This is a genomic window from Streptomyces sp. NPDC028314 (assembly GCF_055565795.1).
In genome coordinates, this window is the sequence record NZ_JBVHTP010000011.1 from 336581 (window position 1) to 351763 (window position 15183).

Sequence of the window (15183 nt, forward strand, 5' to 3'; positions counted from 1 at the left end):
TGGGCGGGAGTCCATCCGGGCGGCAGTGCACGCCCAGTGGCGGGCCGACGACGGCTCGACCTCCGCGCGGCCGACCAGTGCCTGGCGCGATGCCCCAGCGACGGGCACTCCGGCACGGGGCTGCGCTTGCCGTCCTCGCGCCTTTGCTGTCAGCGCACACGCCGCTGATCCCGTGCCCATTGTGAACCGTGCTCGACTTACTTCCTATGACGAGTTCGGACTTGGCGAGCCGGGGCCGACCCCCTGGGGCTCCGCCGGAGGGAGCCCCAGGGGGCCGGCTATGCCTCTTCGGCGGGGCCCTCGACCGCCAAACTGCGCAGACTCTCCATGAACCGCTCGTACAGCTCACGGGCCACCCGGCCGTTGCTGGTAAGCCGACGGATCTCCTTCTCAATGGGCGTCAGGTCGGGTGCTGCCTGCTGGGTGATGCGTTGCAAGGCGTCCTGGAATTCCGGGTGGTTCACGATCTCGTCGACCCACGCTTCGACCCACAGCGACTCGTCCGCGTCGGGGACTCTTGGCAGCCCGGGAAATCCTCAGGCGAGATGGGGCTTGGTCGCTTGGAGTCGAGGACTGTCAGGGCAACGTCCGCCGTTGTCCTTAGCAGGACCCGCGTCTCCCAGGCGTACGCCATGAGCTCGTCTGTGAATGCTCCGCGTGGCCGGTTCCCCTGAGTAGCCATCCACTGAGGCGGTGAACCAGTGGTGACCGCCGACTTCCCGGCCGCCCACCTCCAGCACGCTGTCCAGCGCAACCGCGGTGGGAGCCAAGCGACCTCGCATCGGGATCAGCCGGTCGATGTTCGAGCGCATTTCCGAGGCTGGGACTATCCGCGTGCCGTGGAGTACTCGATACCGCTTGGAACAGGTCCGGGAAGAACCGGTCTTCCATGCCGGCGATGTCCTGGTTCATCGGGTCCGGAAACGCTGTGCCGTTGCCGAAGTCCTCCGTGCTGTCGCTGATGAAGGGGGAGGTCGTGAGCCCGGTACGTGATCTCGCTGACTTCGTGTGGCCAGCTTCGTGGCCTGCCCGCACCTTCACCTGGCGGCCCGGTCAGCGGCACTGCCCGGGCCTGGCCTTCATGTCGGCAACGGGGCGGCTGCACGGGTTCGAGAGTCTGGCCGAGCCGCGTGTGCTGCTGGCGCTCGACTTTGTGGGCGGCATGACGGAGGTGCTGTCACAGCCGTTCACCCTGAAGTCTGCGTGCGGAGCTTCGCCGCGGCTGGGACGTGTCAGGTTGCTCGCTGTTTGGCTGTCCGAGAAGGCCCGGCTCATGGCGTCGGCTGCTGTCAGATCGTCGTTCCGGACATCCGTACGTGCGCGATGTCTTCGTCCTCGTAGTCGAGTTCGACCCTCACCGAGTCCGTGAGTCGGTGGCCGTCCTTGTCCGTGAACGGTACGGGGTCCAGCTGCGGGTCCGCGCAGACGTCGGCGTTTGCACAATCTCGGAAGAGCTCAAGGCCCGGATAGGAGGCCCGCAGCCACGCTTCGGTGGCATCCCGGGGCGCGCGGAAGTCCAACTCGTACGAAATGCTCAGCCACTCGCCCGTGGTGCAGCGTCGGTCGTGCGTCCCGTCGGGCAGTCGGGCGGCCCGGAGGAAACGGGCAGCCTCGTCGCAGGGCACGCCCAGGCTGCCGTTGAAGGCTGATATCGCCTGGGACACGTACCAGCCGCCGCCCCCCAATCCGGCTGCTGCGACGGTGGCCGCGAGCCATATCGCGATGCGCTGGCGTCGTCCGGACATAGAAGGAACCTCCTGGTCAAAGTTACTTGAACATGTTCAATGACGCGGCCCGACGATCTTCGGTTCCGCTTGGCCGGCAAGATCTGAAAGAAGCCGTCCCGGGAATGGCGGGGCGATCGCGTGCACGGCCGGAATCGCGATGCCCCCGGCCCGGGGGCCGTCAGACAGGGTCCAGCCGCCACCACTACGCGGACGACGGCCTCCTCCGACTGGCGGGTCCGGCCCCTGAGTGCGTACCTGGCCAAGCAAGCCATCTACAGCGCTCCTTACGGTGTTGGCGGGTTGATTCCGGTCCTTCGTGCGATCGGGAGACCCAGGGGCCTGGGTGTGGCTCTAGCGCGCTCATGCCGTGGTTGTGGCTTTGACTGATTGGCCGCCCGGTGCCCCGCGACGACACGGCCCCTCATTGGGATGAGCGAACAGAGATCGCTTCGTAAGGACACGTCGGCGTGGTCGTCTGCAGGGACCAGTCAACCGATCGACGAGGGAGGCTCGGGTGCCCGACCTCTGGGCGGGGGCGGATGCCGGCAAGGCCGCGCATCACTGCACGGTGATCGACGCGGACGGGGCGAAGGTGCTCTCGCGCCGGGTTCCCAACAACGAGCCTGAGCTCCTGGAGCTGATGGGCGACGTCCTGACACTGGCCGAGGACGGTCCGGTGACCTGGGCCGTCGACCTGAACGCCGGCGGGAGCGCCCTCCTGATCGCTCTCCTGGCCGGCCATGGCCAGCAGCTGCTCTATATTCCCGGCCGCACCGTTCACCACGCCTCCCGCGGCTACCGGGGCGACGGCAAGACCGACGCGAAGGACGCCTACCTCATCGCCGACCAGGCACGTATGCGCCGGGACCTGCAGCCCTAGCAGGAGTCGGACGAGATCGCGGTGGACCTGAAGATCCTCACCGCCCGCCGCTGCGATCTCGCCGCTGACCGCACCCGCGCCATCAATCGGATGCGAGCACAGCTCCTGGAGTACTTCCCCGCTCTCGAGCGGGCCTTTGACTATGCCGCCTCCAAAGCGGCGCCTGTCCTGCTGACCGGCTACCAAACACCAGCTGGTCTGCGCCGGGTCGGCCCAAGCCTGCTCGCGACCTGGCTGAAGAACCGCAAAGTCCGTGGCGCCCAGGCCATGGCTGACGCGGCCGTCGCCGCGGCAAAGGCCCAGCACACCGCCGTGGCCGGGGAGAGAACTGCCGCGGCCGTGGTCAACACCTTGGCCAGGGCGGTGTTGGCTCTGGACGACGAGATCGCGGTGGGGACATGGACGCCTTCGGCAGCTCGGGCCGACTCGCCGGCGTCGGCGGACTCGCACCGGTCCCACGGGACTCCGGTCGCATCAGCGGCAACATGCGTCGGCCGCACCGCTACCACCGCCGGCTCCTGCGGGTCTTCTATCTCTCCGCCCAGATCGCCGCCCGGTTCTGCCCCACTTCGAAGACCTTCTACGACCGGAAGAGAGGCGAAGGCAAGAGTCACAAGCAGGCGATTCTCGCCCTAGCTGTGTGACTGCCGGCCCCGCGTCATCCCAGGCACCGGCGTGGCTTCACCCAGGGCAGAAGGCCATTCCCTTCCCTCCGCGCCCCGGATCCCTAGGGTGAGGGGGTGAGCACTCATGCGCCGAACGAGTCCCGCGTCATCTCCCTGCGCCTGCAGGCCCCGTCGCCTGGTTCCGGCGGTGCGGCCGGGGCCCCGCGGCGACCCGTGGGGGGTCCGCAGCCACGCGCGCCGAGGGAGCTCCTGTGGCGTGACCTCGTCGGCGACGTGCTGCGGCGCGAGCGGCTCGCCCAGGAACGCACGCTGAAGGACGTCTCGGAGGCGGCCCGGATCTCGATGCCGTACCTGTCGGAGGTGGAGCGCGGACGCAAGGAGGCATCCTCCGAGGTGCTCGCGGCCGCCGCCCAGGCCCTCGGGCTCGGCCTCGCCGACCTGCTCCTGCTCGCCGGTGACGAGCTGGCCCGGCACGCCCGGAGCCGGCTGGTCCGGGGCCGCACGTCACCCACGGCGCAGTACGACGGCCTCTGTCTCGCCGCCTGACCGGGCCGCCGCCGGTACGACGGGGCGCGGGGCGCGCACCCGCCGTACCGGCCGGCTCGCCGGCCCTCGGCCACCGCCGCGCGGGCTCAGACGAACGCGAACCGTCGGCTGAGCACCTCGTCGGCGAGCCCGTAGGCCACGGCCTCCTCGGCGGTGAACACCTTCTCCCGGTCCATGTCCGCGCGCAGCGTCGCCACGTCGTGGTGCGCGTGCCGGGACAGGACCTCCTCCACCTGCGAGCGGATGCGGACCATTTCCTTGGCCGCGAGGCTGAGGTCGGAGACGGTCCCCTGCCGGCCGCCGCTGGCCGGCTGGCCGAGCAGCACCCGCGCGTGCCGGAGCACGAACCGTCGCCCGGGATCTCCGCCCGCCAGCAGCACCGCCGCAGTCGACGCCGCCTGACCGACGCAGAAGGTGGAGATCGGCGCCTGCACGAACGTCATCGTGTCGTAGATCGCCATCAGCGAAGTGAACGATCCACCGGGCGAGTTGAGATAGATCGAGATCTCCTGCTCCGGGCTCGCCGACTCCAGGTGCAGGAGCTGCGCGATGACCACGTTGGCGACCCCGTCGTCGATCTCGGTGCCGAGGAAGATGATCCGCTCGTTCAGCAGCCGGCTGAAGACGTCGTAGGACCGTTCGCCCTGCGCGGTCCGCTCGATCACGTAGGGAACCGTGTACGACCCCATGTCACAGCCCCGTCCGTCGGCGCGGAGTGGCCGGGCGGATGTCGGCGAGCGACTCCACCACCCGGTCCACCATCCCGTACTCCCTGGCCTGTTCGGCCGTGAACCAGCGGTCCCGGTCGCCGTCCCGCGCGATCGTCTCCTCGCTCTGCCCGGTGTGCTGGGCGGTGATCCGCTCGACGGCCTTCTTGGTGAACTGGAGGTTCTCCGCCTGGATCTCGATGTCCGCGGCGGTGCCGCCGATGCCCGCCGAGGGCTGGTGCATCATGATCCGCGCGTTCGGCAGCGCGAACCGTTTGCCGCGCGTCCCCACGGTGAGCAGGAACTGGCCCATGCTGGCGGCGAAGCCCATCGCCAGCGTCGAGACGTCGTTCGGGATGAGCCGCATCGTGTCGTAGATGGCGAGACCCGCGGTGACCGACCCGCCGGGGCTGTTGACGTACAGGCTGATGTCGGAGCGCGGGTCCTGCGCCGACAGCAGCAGCAGCTGCGCGCAGACCCGGTTGGCCGACACCTCGTCGACCTGGGTGCCGAGGAGGACGATCCGCTGGTCGAGCAGTCTTGCCGCGAGGTGGTCGTCGAAGTGGCCGGGCGGTGTGTCGCCCTCCTCCGCGCGGGGCGCGAGCATGGTGAGGGGAGTCATCTCTTCTCCTTGTCGAGGCGGGATGCCGTCGACTCCACTCTTGACCTCGGGAACCCCCCGGACGCCGTTCCTCTGCCCCCGGCGAATCCGCCACGGGCGGACACGACGTCACGGCACTGGTAGTCGAAACCGATCAGCTGCTCACCCACGCAGGAGTCGAACGGTCTGCTCCACGTCTTCAGCACCAGATCAACGGCGGAGAGGGGAGCCCGGTCCAGCGCTTCTTGACCCGATTCGGTCGAGCCACCTCATCGCGGTGGGCCTGTTCCCCGATTCGGCGTTCCTGGACGACCTGGCCCGAGTACGCAGCTCCCGGCCGGTTGCGCTGGCCGACAGCCGCCCGGTCGCCAGCCTGACGGTGCACTTGTTCGACAAAACCAGACGCTCCCCGCCAGCTGGCAGGTACGGCTGGACGGCCTGCGCGGCACCGCCGGGTCAGCGCCCGCGGGCGGGTGGTCCGCCACGGGATCGCATACGCGGGTACGGGCGAGGGCCGTGTGCAGGCGGCACGACTGCGATGGCCTGGTGCCCGTCTCCTGGTGCGCCGAGCACGGCGACGCGGTGGGGCCGGTGTTGGAGTGGCACCCCGGCGGCGGGATCCGCTGCACCGACCTGTCGGCCGCAGTGGGGCAGACGGCCAGGGCGACGGTCGACTGGGCCGTCTCCTTTGGAACTTGTCGGCCAGCCCGTATCCACCGGCACCGCATGGGACGACAGATGCCGGTAGTCGCCAACGGCCAGGCAGAATGTGGTGTGACCTGTGATGTCTGTGGCCATGAGATGCGGCGAATGCCGGTGCGTGAACCGTCGATGTGGGACGTGGCCGTGAAGGAACGCTGGTTCTGCCCCTGGTGCTATGCGTGGACCGAATTCGGATACGACCCGCGCGAGGTTTCGCGGCCGCAGTACGGCTACATACCGTGGGAGCGGGCGGAATCCCCGCAACTTCCGGAGGGCGTCGCCCACGTGTATGACGTGGCGTGCGCGTACTCCGCCGACGGATTCGGTGCAACGCTGTGCGGGCTGGCCCATGAGGGCCTCACCGCCTCAGCGTACCTGTGGATGTCCGAGTGGCCGAGTGCTTGCGAGGCGTGCAAGGAGGCGGTTGCGCTCATCGACGAGCGCTGGCCTCTGCATATGCGGAACGGCAACCGGGTCTCTCCCACCCCACCTCCGGGTTCCGACTGGCCGCCCTTCTAAGCGCTCCCTTTAGATCATCTGATCGTTGGTCCGGTGTGTCGTTGACCGACGCCCAGTGGGCTCGCATCGAGCCGTTGTTGCCGGACCGGACTCCTCGACGGGGTGGGCGGTGGCGGGATCACCGGCAGGTGATCGACGCGATCGCGTTCAAGTACCGCACCGGCATCCCATGGATGGACCTCCCGGCGCACTTCGGGTCATGGAAGGGCGCCCGCACCCGGCTGCGGAAGTGGGCGGCCGACGGCACGTGGGCGAAGGTCTTCACCGCCCTCCTTGCCCAGGCCGACACAGAGGGCGACCTCGACTGGGTGGTCTCGGTCGACTCCACGATCGTCCGGGCTCACCAGCACGCCGCCGGGGCCTCTAAAAAGGGACGCCGGCCGACGAGTCGACCGACCATGCCTCGGACGCTCCCGCAGAGGACTGACCACCAAGATCCGCCTTGCTGCGGACGGCCGGTGCCGGCCTCTCGCGTTCGTCGTCACGCCGGGACAGGCTGGTGACCTCGCATCATCCCTGGTCACATCTCCGCCTGTACGGAGCGCTGTACCTGGCCATTCCCGCCATCTGAAGCACTCAGACCACAGACGTGCGTCCCCGGGCTGCCTGTTCCGGTGGACTCTGGGAGGAGGGGGAAGACGAGGGAGGCTCCAGTGACGCTGTACCCGCCGGTTGAGCCGATGCGCGCCCAGGCCGCCGAGTACGTCCCCGACTCTGGCATCCTGGCGAGCGGCAGCCTTGCAGCGGAGCAGAAGTTATGGACAGGGTTCTGGTCTGTCCGTTGTCCGCACCGGAGAACAGCGCACGTGCAGTCCCGCTGCGCCCGGAACAAGCTGGCCAAGTCGTTGGACCCTCATCGCCTGATAGGGGCTTGGGATCGGAGAGGAATCAGGCGGTCAGGACGACCGACTGGTCGAGGATGTCCATGAGCTCGGCGACCAGGAGCACCACGAGGGCGATCCGGGCGGCGCGAGTCATCTTCGACGGCCGGCCCGGCAGGCCGTGAGCCGGGGGCTCTGCGGCGTGATGCGGCTCGGTGCCGAGCGTGGGAGCAGGCACAGTGGAACTCGTGATTCAGGAGGGCCGACGGGCCGGGGGCGGCGGTACCCGGTGCTGGGTACCGCTGCCCCCGGGATGTGGCTCAGTCGGTCTGGCTGTTCGCCTGCTTGGGCAGGCAGAACATCAGCGCCCACATCAGGGCGAGGAGGCCGCCGACCCACCACAGCACGGTGACGAACGCGTCGCGGTTGATCGCGCCGTCGGGAGAGCCGCCGGTGATGGCGAAGAACACCACGGCGGTCAGCGCGGTGCCCAGCGCGATGCCCAGGTGAATGGCGGTGTTGAACAAGCCCGAAGCCGAACCGGCGTCCTCGTGCGGGACCCTGGCCAGCGACAAATCGGCGAGCGGGCCGGAGACGATGCCCAGGCCGAAGCCGATCAGTACCACCGGAGCGGTCATCGCCGGCAGGGTCAGGTCGGCTTGGTGGCTGCCGATCTGGAGCCCGTAGGCGATCATCGAAGCAGTCGCGATGAGGACTCCGGCCTGCGGTAGACGGCGGGCGAAACGTCCGGCGGTCTTCGCCGCGATGGTCGCGCCGCCCAGTTCTCCCACGGAGAGCAGCACGAAGGCCACGGCCGCCTCAAGCGGGCTCATGCCGAGTCCGCGCTGTAGGTACAGCGTCCAGGTCATGAAGAACAGGCCACACAGCAGGCCGTGCAGCAGGTCCGCGGCCATGCCCCCAGAGAACTGCCTGACCTGGAAGAGGGACAGGGTCACCAGCGGGGCGTTGCCCTGCCTGCGCCGCTGGTGGCGCAGGAAGAAGCCGAGGAGAAGGGGGCCGGCGGCGAGCATGGCGAAGCACCACAGCGGCCATCCGTGGGCGTGGCCCTCGGTGAGCGGAAAGAGGATCAGGACTATGGCCAGGCCGGACAGCAGCATGCCGACCAGGTCGAGCCGGTCGGCCTTGCGGACGGTCGATTCGGGGATGAATTTGCGTCCGAGAAGGAGTACGGCCAGCCCGACGGGCACATTGACCAGGAAGATCGGCCGCCAGGACAGCCCGAACAGGTCGGCCTGGGTGAGCACGCCGCCCAGAACCGGGCCCAGGACGTTGGCGATGGCCAGGACGGCCCCGTACAGGCCGAATGCCTTGCTGCGGTTTTGGCCTTCGAAGGTGACGTGCATGGTCGCCAGGACCTGCGGGATCATCACGGCCACGCCGACGCCCTGGAGCAGGCGGGCGCCGATCAGTACGCCCAAGCCGGTGGCCAGACCGCACAGCAGCGAGGCGGCGGTGAACAGGACGGTGCCGATGAGCAGGATCCTGCGGCGGCCGTAGATGTCACCGAGCCGTCCGCCGGTGATCAGCCCGACGGCGACGGGCAGGGAATAGGCGGTGGTCAGCCACTGCACCGCGACCGGTCCGGCACCGGTCGACTCCTGGATCGCGGGCAGGGCGGTCAGAACGACCGACTGGTCGAGCATGTTCATCAGCTCGGCGGTCAGCAGCACCAGGAGGGCGATCCAGGCCCCCATGGCCATCTTCGACGGGCCAGGTGAGGGGCGGGTCGAGGTCTGGGTGGTGGTGTGCTCTGGCTCGTTGTCGAGCGCGGAGGAAGACAAAACGGGAACTCCTGATCCAAAGGAATCGGGGAGCCCTGTCGACAGCCGCACCGGGGCCGGAAAACACGGAACCCGGGGCAGACGGCAGAGCTGCACCCGGGACAGAAAACTGCGGGGATGGGTGACGCAACTCAGGCCAGCGCGACGTCCGCCCCCGGACACGTGCGACAAAACAGCACGCGGGGAACACGGACGACTACATGGCCTGGTTAATAGGACGTCACCTCAAGATCGACACAGATGGAACAAGAACTCTGGTCACTACCACCGACACCTCGGCACAGGGACCCGCTCACCATACGACATCCCCGGGTCCCGCCGCACAGGTAGCCGATCCGCCCCGGGCCTTGCGTGGAGCGTGACGGAGTACTCGGCGCGAGTCGGCGTGGTGCTGCTCGGAGTCCCGGAGATCGGTCGCTCTTCGCGCCCCCGGTCGGGTAGTGCGCGAAGTCGGTGGTGGCCGGCTGGGTGCGCGGCCTGCGTGTTCCACGGCGCGTGCGCCATCCAGACCGAGAAGGACCTGTTCAAGGCGACGTCGTACCCGCCGTCCGGGCTGATGAGGAATGGCTGTCCTTCTGGCACGCCATGCTCATCCAGGTTCGCGTCCAGCCGCGCGAACATCTCGCTGAACTCCGTCATCAGCGCTGTGGCCACCCGAGGCCAGGGCGCGTCGCGGCGAGTGAAGTGCACCTGTCAACCCGCGATCGACATGGGCGCGGACACTACTCGCGGACTGTTCAACAGCGCATCTGCGTTCGTCGCTTCGGCACCCGACTCAGTGAGTGCTCCAGAACTCTCCTGGGTACGGCTACTCATGCGTCGCGCAATGGTGACGTATACCGTCACATGCATGTTCAAGAGCCTTGTATCGAGAGCCCGGGCCTCCGGGCGGTCCGTCCTGTATGCCGTCACAGGGCTCGTGGTGGTGGCGCTGCTAGTCGTTGCTGTAGTGGCGGGGAACGTCATGTGGAACGGCGCGCCGTATCCTTCGGTCGACCCCGACGCGGTCGCGCAACGGCTCAAGGCCCGGTCCGACGAGGTGCACGATGGCTTCACGCTGCCCGAAAAGTACGCTGCGGACTCGGGCAGGGTCGATACCGGCGCCTGCTACTACCGCGGGCTGAGGAGCATCGCCCACATTGACGAGGCACGAAGCGACGTCCGCAGCTTCGGTCTCGATTGGAGCGTGCCCGACGTCCCCGAAGCCACCGCCCGAGACGCGCAGCGGCGCGTGCGCCAGCAGCTGGTGGAGAAGGGTTGGAAACTCACCCACGAAGGCGACCGTGCAGGGGCAACCTTCCGCCAACTGGGCTTCCGATTCGAAAACCCGGAAGGCGGCGACCAGGTCGACGTGCAGTGGAACGACTCGACCACGACCCTGTTCATCAGCGTCTACGCCCCTTGTGGGCAGGTTCCCGCCGAGTTCGTGGAGTACGACTGGTCTGAGGCGGACTGGCACCCGAAAGAGCGACCCGCTGGGTTTTGAAGGGCCCCCTCCCGCTTCTGAGGGACGGGAAGCGACTCGTCACTCGGCTGGATTCGTTGTCCAAGCGGCTGACTTCATTGTCAAAGGACAGTTGCAGGAGCAGTCGCTTGTGGTTGGTGTCCGGACTGTTGATGAGACTTGGAATCGCCTGTCTGGTGTGTCGGCGCCGGCCGATGGCGGGCAGAGGTTGCCCTGCCTGTGCTCGCTACGCGGGCGTCGCCTCTCGGCGTCCCGCCGCGGTCGGTGGGGTGGCGGCTCCGTTGAGGCAGCGGTCGAGGAGTGCGTGCATGCGGGAGACGGGGAGGGACGGGTTGGCCGCGGCGCCTTCTGCGGTGCGGGGGTCGGCGAGGAGGGTCTCCAGGGCCTCCGGTGTCAGGCGCGGGTTGGCGGCGGCGGCCCGGCGCACCGCCTCGTCGGGGTCGTCCACCGGGGGTTCGGGCAGGGTGGGATCGGCTGCGGCCAGGGCGCGTACCTCGGGATCCGGGTGGCCGATGAGATGGGTCAGGCCGGTGCGCGGGAAGCCGGGCAGCGTCAGCAGGTCCGCACGGTGGTCCGGGCGGGTGACGAAGACGCCCAGGAGCAGGTGCGGCGGAGCCAATGGGTGGTTGCAGGCCAGCCGGATCCGGACCTCCTCGTCGTCGTCCTGCGCGAGTGTCCCGACGAGTGCTGCGGGCAGTCTGGACCAGCTCGCCGCGACCCGGCGGAGGACCGGTTCCCCGGACACCGCGCAGGCGGCGAACCAGTCGGGCGACGGCACGGTGGCCGGGTCGGGGCCCGGCTCGGTGATGGGGCAGATGCATTCAGGACCGTGCCCGATGACCCGGTCGATCACGTCGTACTCGACCCAGGTGCGGGGGAAGGGGTGGAGGCGTGCGCGCATCCGCACACCTTCGTCCGGGTCCTCGCTCAGCTCGGCCACCAGGTCCGGTCCCAGGTCGGGCCGGGCGGCGACCATCTCGCGGACCTTCGCCTCGGGATGCCGGGCGAGCCGGGATACGGCGTCGGCCGGAGTGTGCGGGTTCCGGGCCAGGGGGTGCACCGTGTCGTCCGCGAAGCACTGCTCGACGAGCGCGGGCGACAGTGCGCACCTGTCGAGCACGAACGGCCTGCTGCTCGGACGGATGGACGGCAGCTCGGCCTCCACCCGTTCCGGGTCCAGCTTCCAGTTCCTGTCCTGCGCCGCTTCACGGACCGCGGGGTCCGGATCGTCGAGCAGCCCCGCCCGCTGCGCCGGGGTGAGCGATTCCCACCGCCAAGTGGCCCGTATCCGGAATGCGGGGTCCTCGCGGCCGGCCATGGAGCGGAAGAAGGACAGCGGCATCTGCCGGGACGACTCGAGCTCCCAGATGATCTCGTTCGCGGTGACCTTGCCGTCCTCGCCCCCGTCCGGGGCTGTCAGGAGGGTGACGAGGATGTCGTCCGGCAGCGGTCGGACCCAGCGGTGCCAGGGACGGAGGTGGGGGTTGGCGAGCCGCGCGCGGACGAGTCCCGACGGGTCCGTTGCCAAGGGGGCAAGTCGCGAAGGGTCTACGTGCTGGTTGCGGGCGAGCGCGCCGCGGATCCGCCACTCCGTGTGGCGCAGGGCTGCGTCGATGACTGCGTCGGGCAGGTCGCGGTCCTTACACATCAGCTGCCCGAGCTCACCGGCCGCTTGATCCATCAGGCGTATCAGTACGTCGGAGGGCGCCGCCGGATTGAAGGCGACGCCACGCAGCCAGAGTTCATGCAGAGAGTCGGACACCGCGTCATCCTGCCACCCCGTCGCGCGCCCGGACCGGGCCACCTGGCGACCACGCCGCTCGCTGGCAGCTCCATCCGAAGGCTTCGGTCCAGGCGGCGAGGGCCTTGCCCGTCGTGCATACGATGACCGTCCGCGGCACGCAGCCAGTGGAACGCACAACATCAGTGCCGATTCAAGCAACCGGCGTTGCTGAAACTCGGCTACATCGTCTGCCTTGTCCACGGGGTGTTCTTGCCCTTGGGTGACAAACGCTCTCGCTCCTGACCAACAAAGCCACAGGTAGCCCGTGCGGACCATTACCAGCGGCGGCTGACCTGGGCGAGCCATGGAGGCGGTCCGTGTCGGCGATTCGCTCCGTATGGCCGCCGCGCGGTTGGCCCGTCAACGAGGGTCTGGGCGGGGAGTGGACATGGAGGCAGAGACGGACCAGCTGTTGAGCACGCTGCTGCCGAAGCCGGTCATCCGGCGCTGACAGCCGGTCGACTGGCATCACCATGCAGGAAAGGCCCTGATTTACCTCGTTGCGGGGGGAAAAATCGGGCCTTGGCTGTTCTGGTGTCGGCGTTCGTGTGAAAGTACCCAGCCCGGCACACCGCTACGTACCCAGCAAGTTCGATACCGCCGGGTGCCAGGGGCTGCCCGATAGCCGGCCCTTTTCGGGACGGTGTGCTGGTCGAAGAGGGGGCCTCACCAACTTGACTACCAGTCTTCCAACCTCCCGTGCAGGTGGTCTCGGTTTGGGCATGCTGATGATGGCGGACCGGGGGTGGCAACTATGCGGCGTAGGCAGGGTGCGTGGGCTGGGTCGGCCGTGGCGGGGACGGCTGCAGTCGTGGCGGCGGGGCTGGGGCCGGTGACCAATTACGCCAGTGCCACCGTGCCAGGCTGGGCGTCTCACGCGTGGGTAATCTGGCCGGTGTTCGCCGTGCTGGTGATGACCAGCGTCGGGCTGGTGTTGTGGAGCCGACAGCTGGAGGTTGCAGCAAGACCGCCAGCGCCGCTGGGACCGGTGAGCCGACCGGCCCGGGGCCGGCAGGATTCCTTACGCCCCCCACATGTGGAGCGCGTGCGCGGACGTGAGGCCGAGCTGGCCGAGCTGGCAGGCATGCTGCGGCGGCCACGAGGACGGTTCGCGGTGTTGTGCGCGGCTGGCGGGATGGGCAAAACAACGTTAGCCGCGGAGTTCGCCTCGCAGGCCACTGCGGCGGGCTGGCGAGTGTTTTGGGTGCGCTGGCGCGATTCTGCCGACCTGGCGCAGCAGATGGTGCAGGCGGCACTGGCCTGCGGGCTGACCGAGGCAGAGTTGGAGTCCGCACGGGCCGGGCGGGCGAGTCTGCCCGATGTAGTGTGGCGGCAGTTGGGCCGGGCGCGGCGGTGGCTGCTGGTGTTGGACAACGCCGACGTGCCGCAAGAGATCGGCCCGGCAGGGGAGCCGTTGGCCGACTACCGCGGTTGGATCCGCCCGCACGGCCGAGGCCTGCTGGTGATGACCAGCCGAGATAGCAGCCCGCATACATGGGGGCCGCGTGCCCGGCTACTGCCCTTGAAGCCGCTGCCCGCACAGCCTGCAGGCCAGATCCTGGTCGACGCTGCTCCCGCAGCTGGCACAGCCGAGCAAGCTCGGGCCCTGGCCGTGCGGCTGGGGGGGCTCCCGCTGGCGCTGCATGCGGCCGGCACCTACCTGGCCGGGCCCACCAGCCGCTACCGCACCTTCACTACCTACCGCCAGGCCCTGGAGCATGAACTGCCCCTCCTGCTGGGAGCCGAACACCCGGACGCCTCTCAAACGCGAGTCGCCCGCACCGTGGTGCGGCACACCTGGGAGGTGTCCCTGGACCAGCTCGCCCGGGAGGGCAACGATTTGGCCCGCCCCGTGTTGCGACTACTAGCCGTGCTGGCCGAAGCTCCCATCCCGCTGTCCCTCATCACCCCGGACCTGCTGTCTGCGGTCACCGGAGACGACGTCACTGTCCTAGCGTTGGAGGCTGCGTTTGCAGGTCTGCACCGATATGGCCTGCTTGACCTTCCTTACTCTCCCGGCAACGCCGGGCAGGCATCGGGCATCAGCGGCCCGGCGCAGGTGGTGCTGCACCCTTTGATCCGAGAGATCAACGCCGTCGCTCTAGCGGCCGAGGCATCCCATCTAGCCACCTGGCACCGAGCCCTTGCCGAGCGGCTGACCGAAGCCGTGCACGAGGTAGACGAGCAGGGGCGCGCCGGTTGGCCTGCTGCCGCGCTTCTCGCCCCTCACCTGTCAGTGCTGCTCGAGCTCCTGGACCCAAGCTCCGCCACACACCATCGCGCCGCCCTCAACACGCTTGCGCAAGTACTGGAGCGCGCCGGCGCGTTCAGTGCAGCCCGTCTGCTCCACGAACGCGTCCTCGACTTCGAGAGCCGTACCCTGGGTCCCCAGCATCCTGACACATTGACCAGCCGTAACCACCTGGCCAACGCCCTGTTCGGAATGGGCGAGCCAGCTGAGGCGATACGTCTGCTCCGGCAGACCCTGGAGGACCGTAACCGTGTCTTGGGCCCCGCGCACCCTGACACGCTCATCAGCCGTCACGACCTCGCCTGCGCCCTGGACGGGGCGGGGCAGCATGCAGAAGCGGTGTCTTTGCTGCGGCAGAACCTCGCCGACCGGGGCCGTGTACTGGGCGCCGTGCATCCGCACACGCTGGCCAGCCGTGACAGCCTCGGTCTCGCTCTGGACGGGATGGGCGAACATGCGGAGGCGGTCCGCCTGCACCGGCAGACCGTTGAAGACCGCATCCGTGTGCTCGGCCCCGAACACCACCTCACCTTGCTCAGCCGCCACAACCTCGCCAGCGCGCTGGCCACGCTGGGCGAGCATGCGGAAGCAGCACGGCTGCTGCAGCAGGCGCTTGACGACCACGCCCGTGTGCTGGGAGTCACGCATCCGCACACCCTGGCCAGCCGTGACAGCCTCGGTCTCGCTCTGGACGGGATGGGCGAACATGCGGAGGCGGTCCGCCTGCACCGGCAGACCGTTGAAGACCGCATC

11 protein-coding genes and 2 pseudogenes are annotated in these 15183 nt (G+C 68.8%); 6 read left to right on the forward strand and 7 right to left on the reverse strand.

Features of this window, described 5'->3' with window-relative positions:
- Positions 1-278: 278 nt before the first annotated feature.
- Together ACZ4TG_RS25805 and ACZ4TG_RS25810 are read right to left on the reverse strand one after the other, a co-directional pair.
- The gene (locus tag ACZ4TG_RS25805; RefSeq protein WP_468166758.1) at positions 279-464 is read right to left on the reverse strand and encodes a hypothetical protein; all 186 of its coding nucleotides are present in this window, start codon (positions 462-464) and stop codon (positions 279-281) included.
- A gap of 825 nt (positions 465-1289) precedes the next feature.
- Positions 1290-1745, reverse strand: coding sequence for a hypothetical protein (locus ACZ4TG_RS25810; protein ID WP_468166760.1), 456 nt, complete (start codon positions 1743-1745; stop codon positions 1290-1292).
- A 496-nt stretch (positions 1746-2241) separates the two neighbouring features.
- On the opposite strand from ACZ4TG_RS25810, the pseudogene ACZ4TG_RS25815 reads away from it, so the two are divergent.
- Positions 2242-3245, forward strand: a pseudogene (locus tag ACZ4TG_RS25815) (IS110 family transposase); the annotation flags it as partial.
- 102 nt (positions 3246-3347) lie between these two features.
- Complete coding sequence (locus ACZ4TG_RS25820; RefSeq protein WP_468166762.1) at positions 3348-3779, forward strand: helix-turn-helix domain-containing protein; 432 nt, start codon at positions 3348-3350, stop codon at positions 3777-3779.
- Positions 3780-3865: 86 nt separating this feature from the next.
- Here ACZ4TG_RS25820 and ACZ4TG_RS25825 read toward each other — a convergent pair whose 3' ends face one another.
- Both ACZ4TG_RS25825 and ACZ4TG_RS25830 read right to left on the reverse strand, forming a co-directional pair.
- Positions 3866-4468, reverse strand: coding sequence for a ClpP family protease (locus tag ACZ4TG_RS25825; RefSeq protein ID WP_468166764.1), 603 nt, complete (start codon positions 4466-4468; stop codon positions 3866-3868).
- A gap of 1 nt (position 4469) precedes the next feature.
- Positions 4470-5108, reverse strand: a complete 639-nt coding sequence (locus ACZ4TG_RS25830) for a ClpP family protease (protein WP_468166766.1) — start codon at positions 5106-5108, stop codon at positions 4470-4472.
- 525 nt (positions 5109-5633) lie between these two features.
- On the opposite strand from ACZ4TG_RS25830, the gene ACZ4TG_RS25835 reads away from it, so the two are divergent.
- Entirely contained in the window at positions 5634-6308 is a 675-nt protein-coding gene (locus tag ACZ4TG_RS25835; RefSeq protein ID WP_468166768.1) for a hypothetical protein, read from the forward strand.
- Between the two features lie 35 nt (positions 6309-6343).
- Positions 6344-6812 (forward strand): annotated as a pseudogene (locus ACZ4TG_RS25840) (IS5 family transposase); the annotation flags it as partial.
- Positions 6813-7196: 384 nt separating this feature from the next.
- Here the strand turns inward: ACZ4TG_RS25840 and ACZ4TG_RS25845 are convergent.
- Positions 7197-7367, reverse strand: a complete 171-nt coding sequence (locus tag ACZ4TG_RS25845) for a hypothetical protein (RefSeq protein ID WP_468166770.1) — start codon at positions 7365-7367, stop codon at positions 7197-7199.
- Positions 7368-7449: 82 nt separating this feature from the next.
- Positions 7450-8931, reverse strand: a complete 1482-nt coding sequence (locus tag ACZ4TG_RS25850; RefSeq protein WP_468166772.1) for an MFS transporter — start codon at positions 8929-8931, stop codon at positions 7450-7452.
- An 850-nt stretch (positions 8932-9781) separates the two neighbouring features.
- On the opposite strand from ACZ4TG_RS25850, the gene ACZ4TG_RS25855 reads away from it, so the two are divergent.
- Positions 9782-10417, forward strand: coding sequence for a hypothetical protein (locus tag ACZ4TG_RS25855; protein ID WP_468166774.1), 636 nt, complete (start codon positions 9782-9784; stop codon positions 10415-10417).
- 205 nt (positions 10418-10622) lie between these two features.
- Here the strand turns inward: ACZ4TG_RS25855 and ACZ4TG_RS25860 are convergent, their stop codons facing one another.
- The gene (locus ACZ4TG_RS25860) at positions 10623-12158 is read right to left on the reverse strand and encodes a hypothetical protein (protein ID WP_468166776.1); all 1536 of its coding nucleotides are present in this window, start codon (positions 12156-12158) and stop codon (positions 10623-10625) included.
- A 1066-nt stretch (positions 12159-13224) separates the two neighbouring features.
- Here ACZ4TG_RS25860 and ACZ4TG_RS25865 point away from each other — a divergent pair.
- Positions 13225-15183, forward strand: a 1959-nt coding sequence (locus ACZ4TG_RS25865) for a tetratricopeptide repeat protein (protein WP_468166778.1), incomplete at its 3' end; no start/stop codon positions are given.

What these genes read in the sequence shown, in the direction of transcription:
- ACZ4TG_RS25810 (WP_468166760.1), bottom strand. Translation starts at nt 1,745, where the DNA reads ATGTCCGGACGACGCCAGCGCATCGCGATATGGCTCGCGGCCACCGTC.
- ACZ4TG_RS25825 (WP_468166764.1), bottom strand. Translation starts at nt 4,468, where the DNA reads ATGGGGTCGTACACGGTTCCCTACGTGATCGAGCGGACCGCGCAGGGC.
- ACZ4TG_RS25830 (WP_468166766.1), bottom strand. Translation starts at nt 5,108, where the DNA reads ATGACTCCCCTCACCATGCTCGCGCCCCGCGCGGAGGAGGGCGACACA.
- ACZ4TG_RS25855 (WP_468166774.1), top strand. Translation starts at nt 9,782, where the DNA reads ATGTTCAAGAGCCTTGTATCGAGAGCCCGGGCCTCCGGGCGGTCCGTC.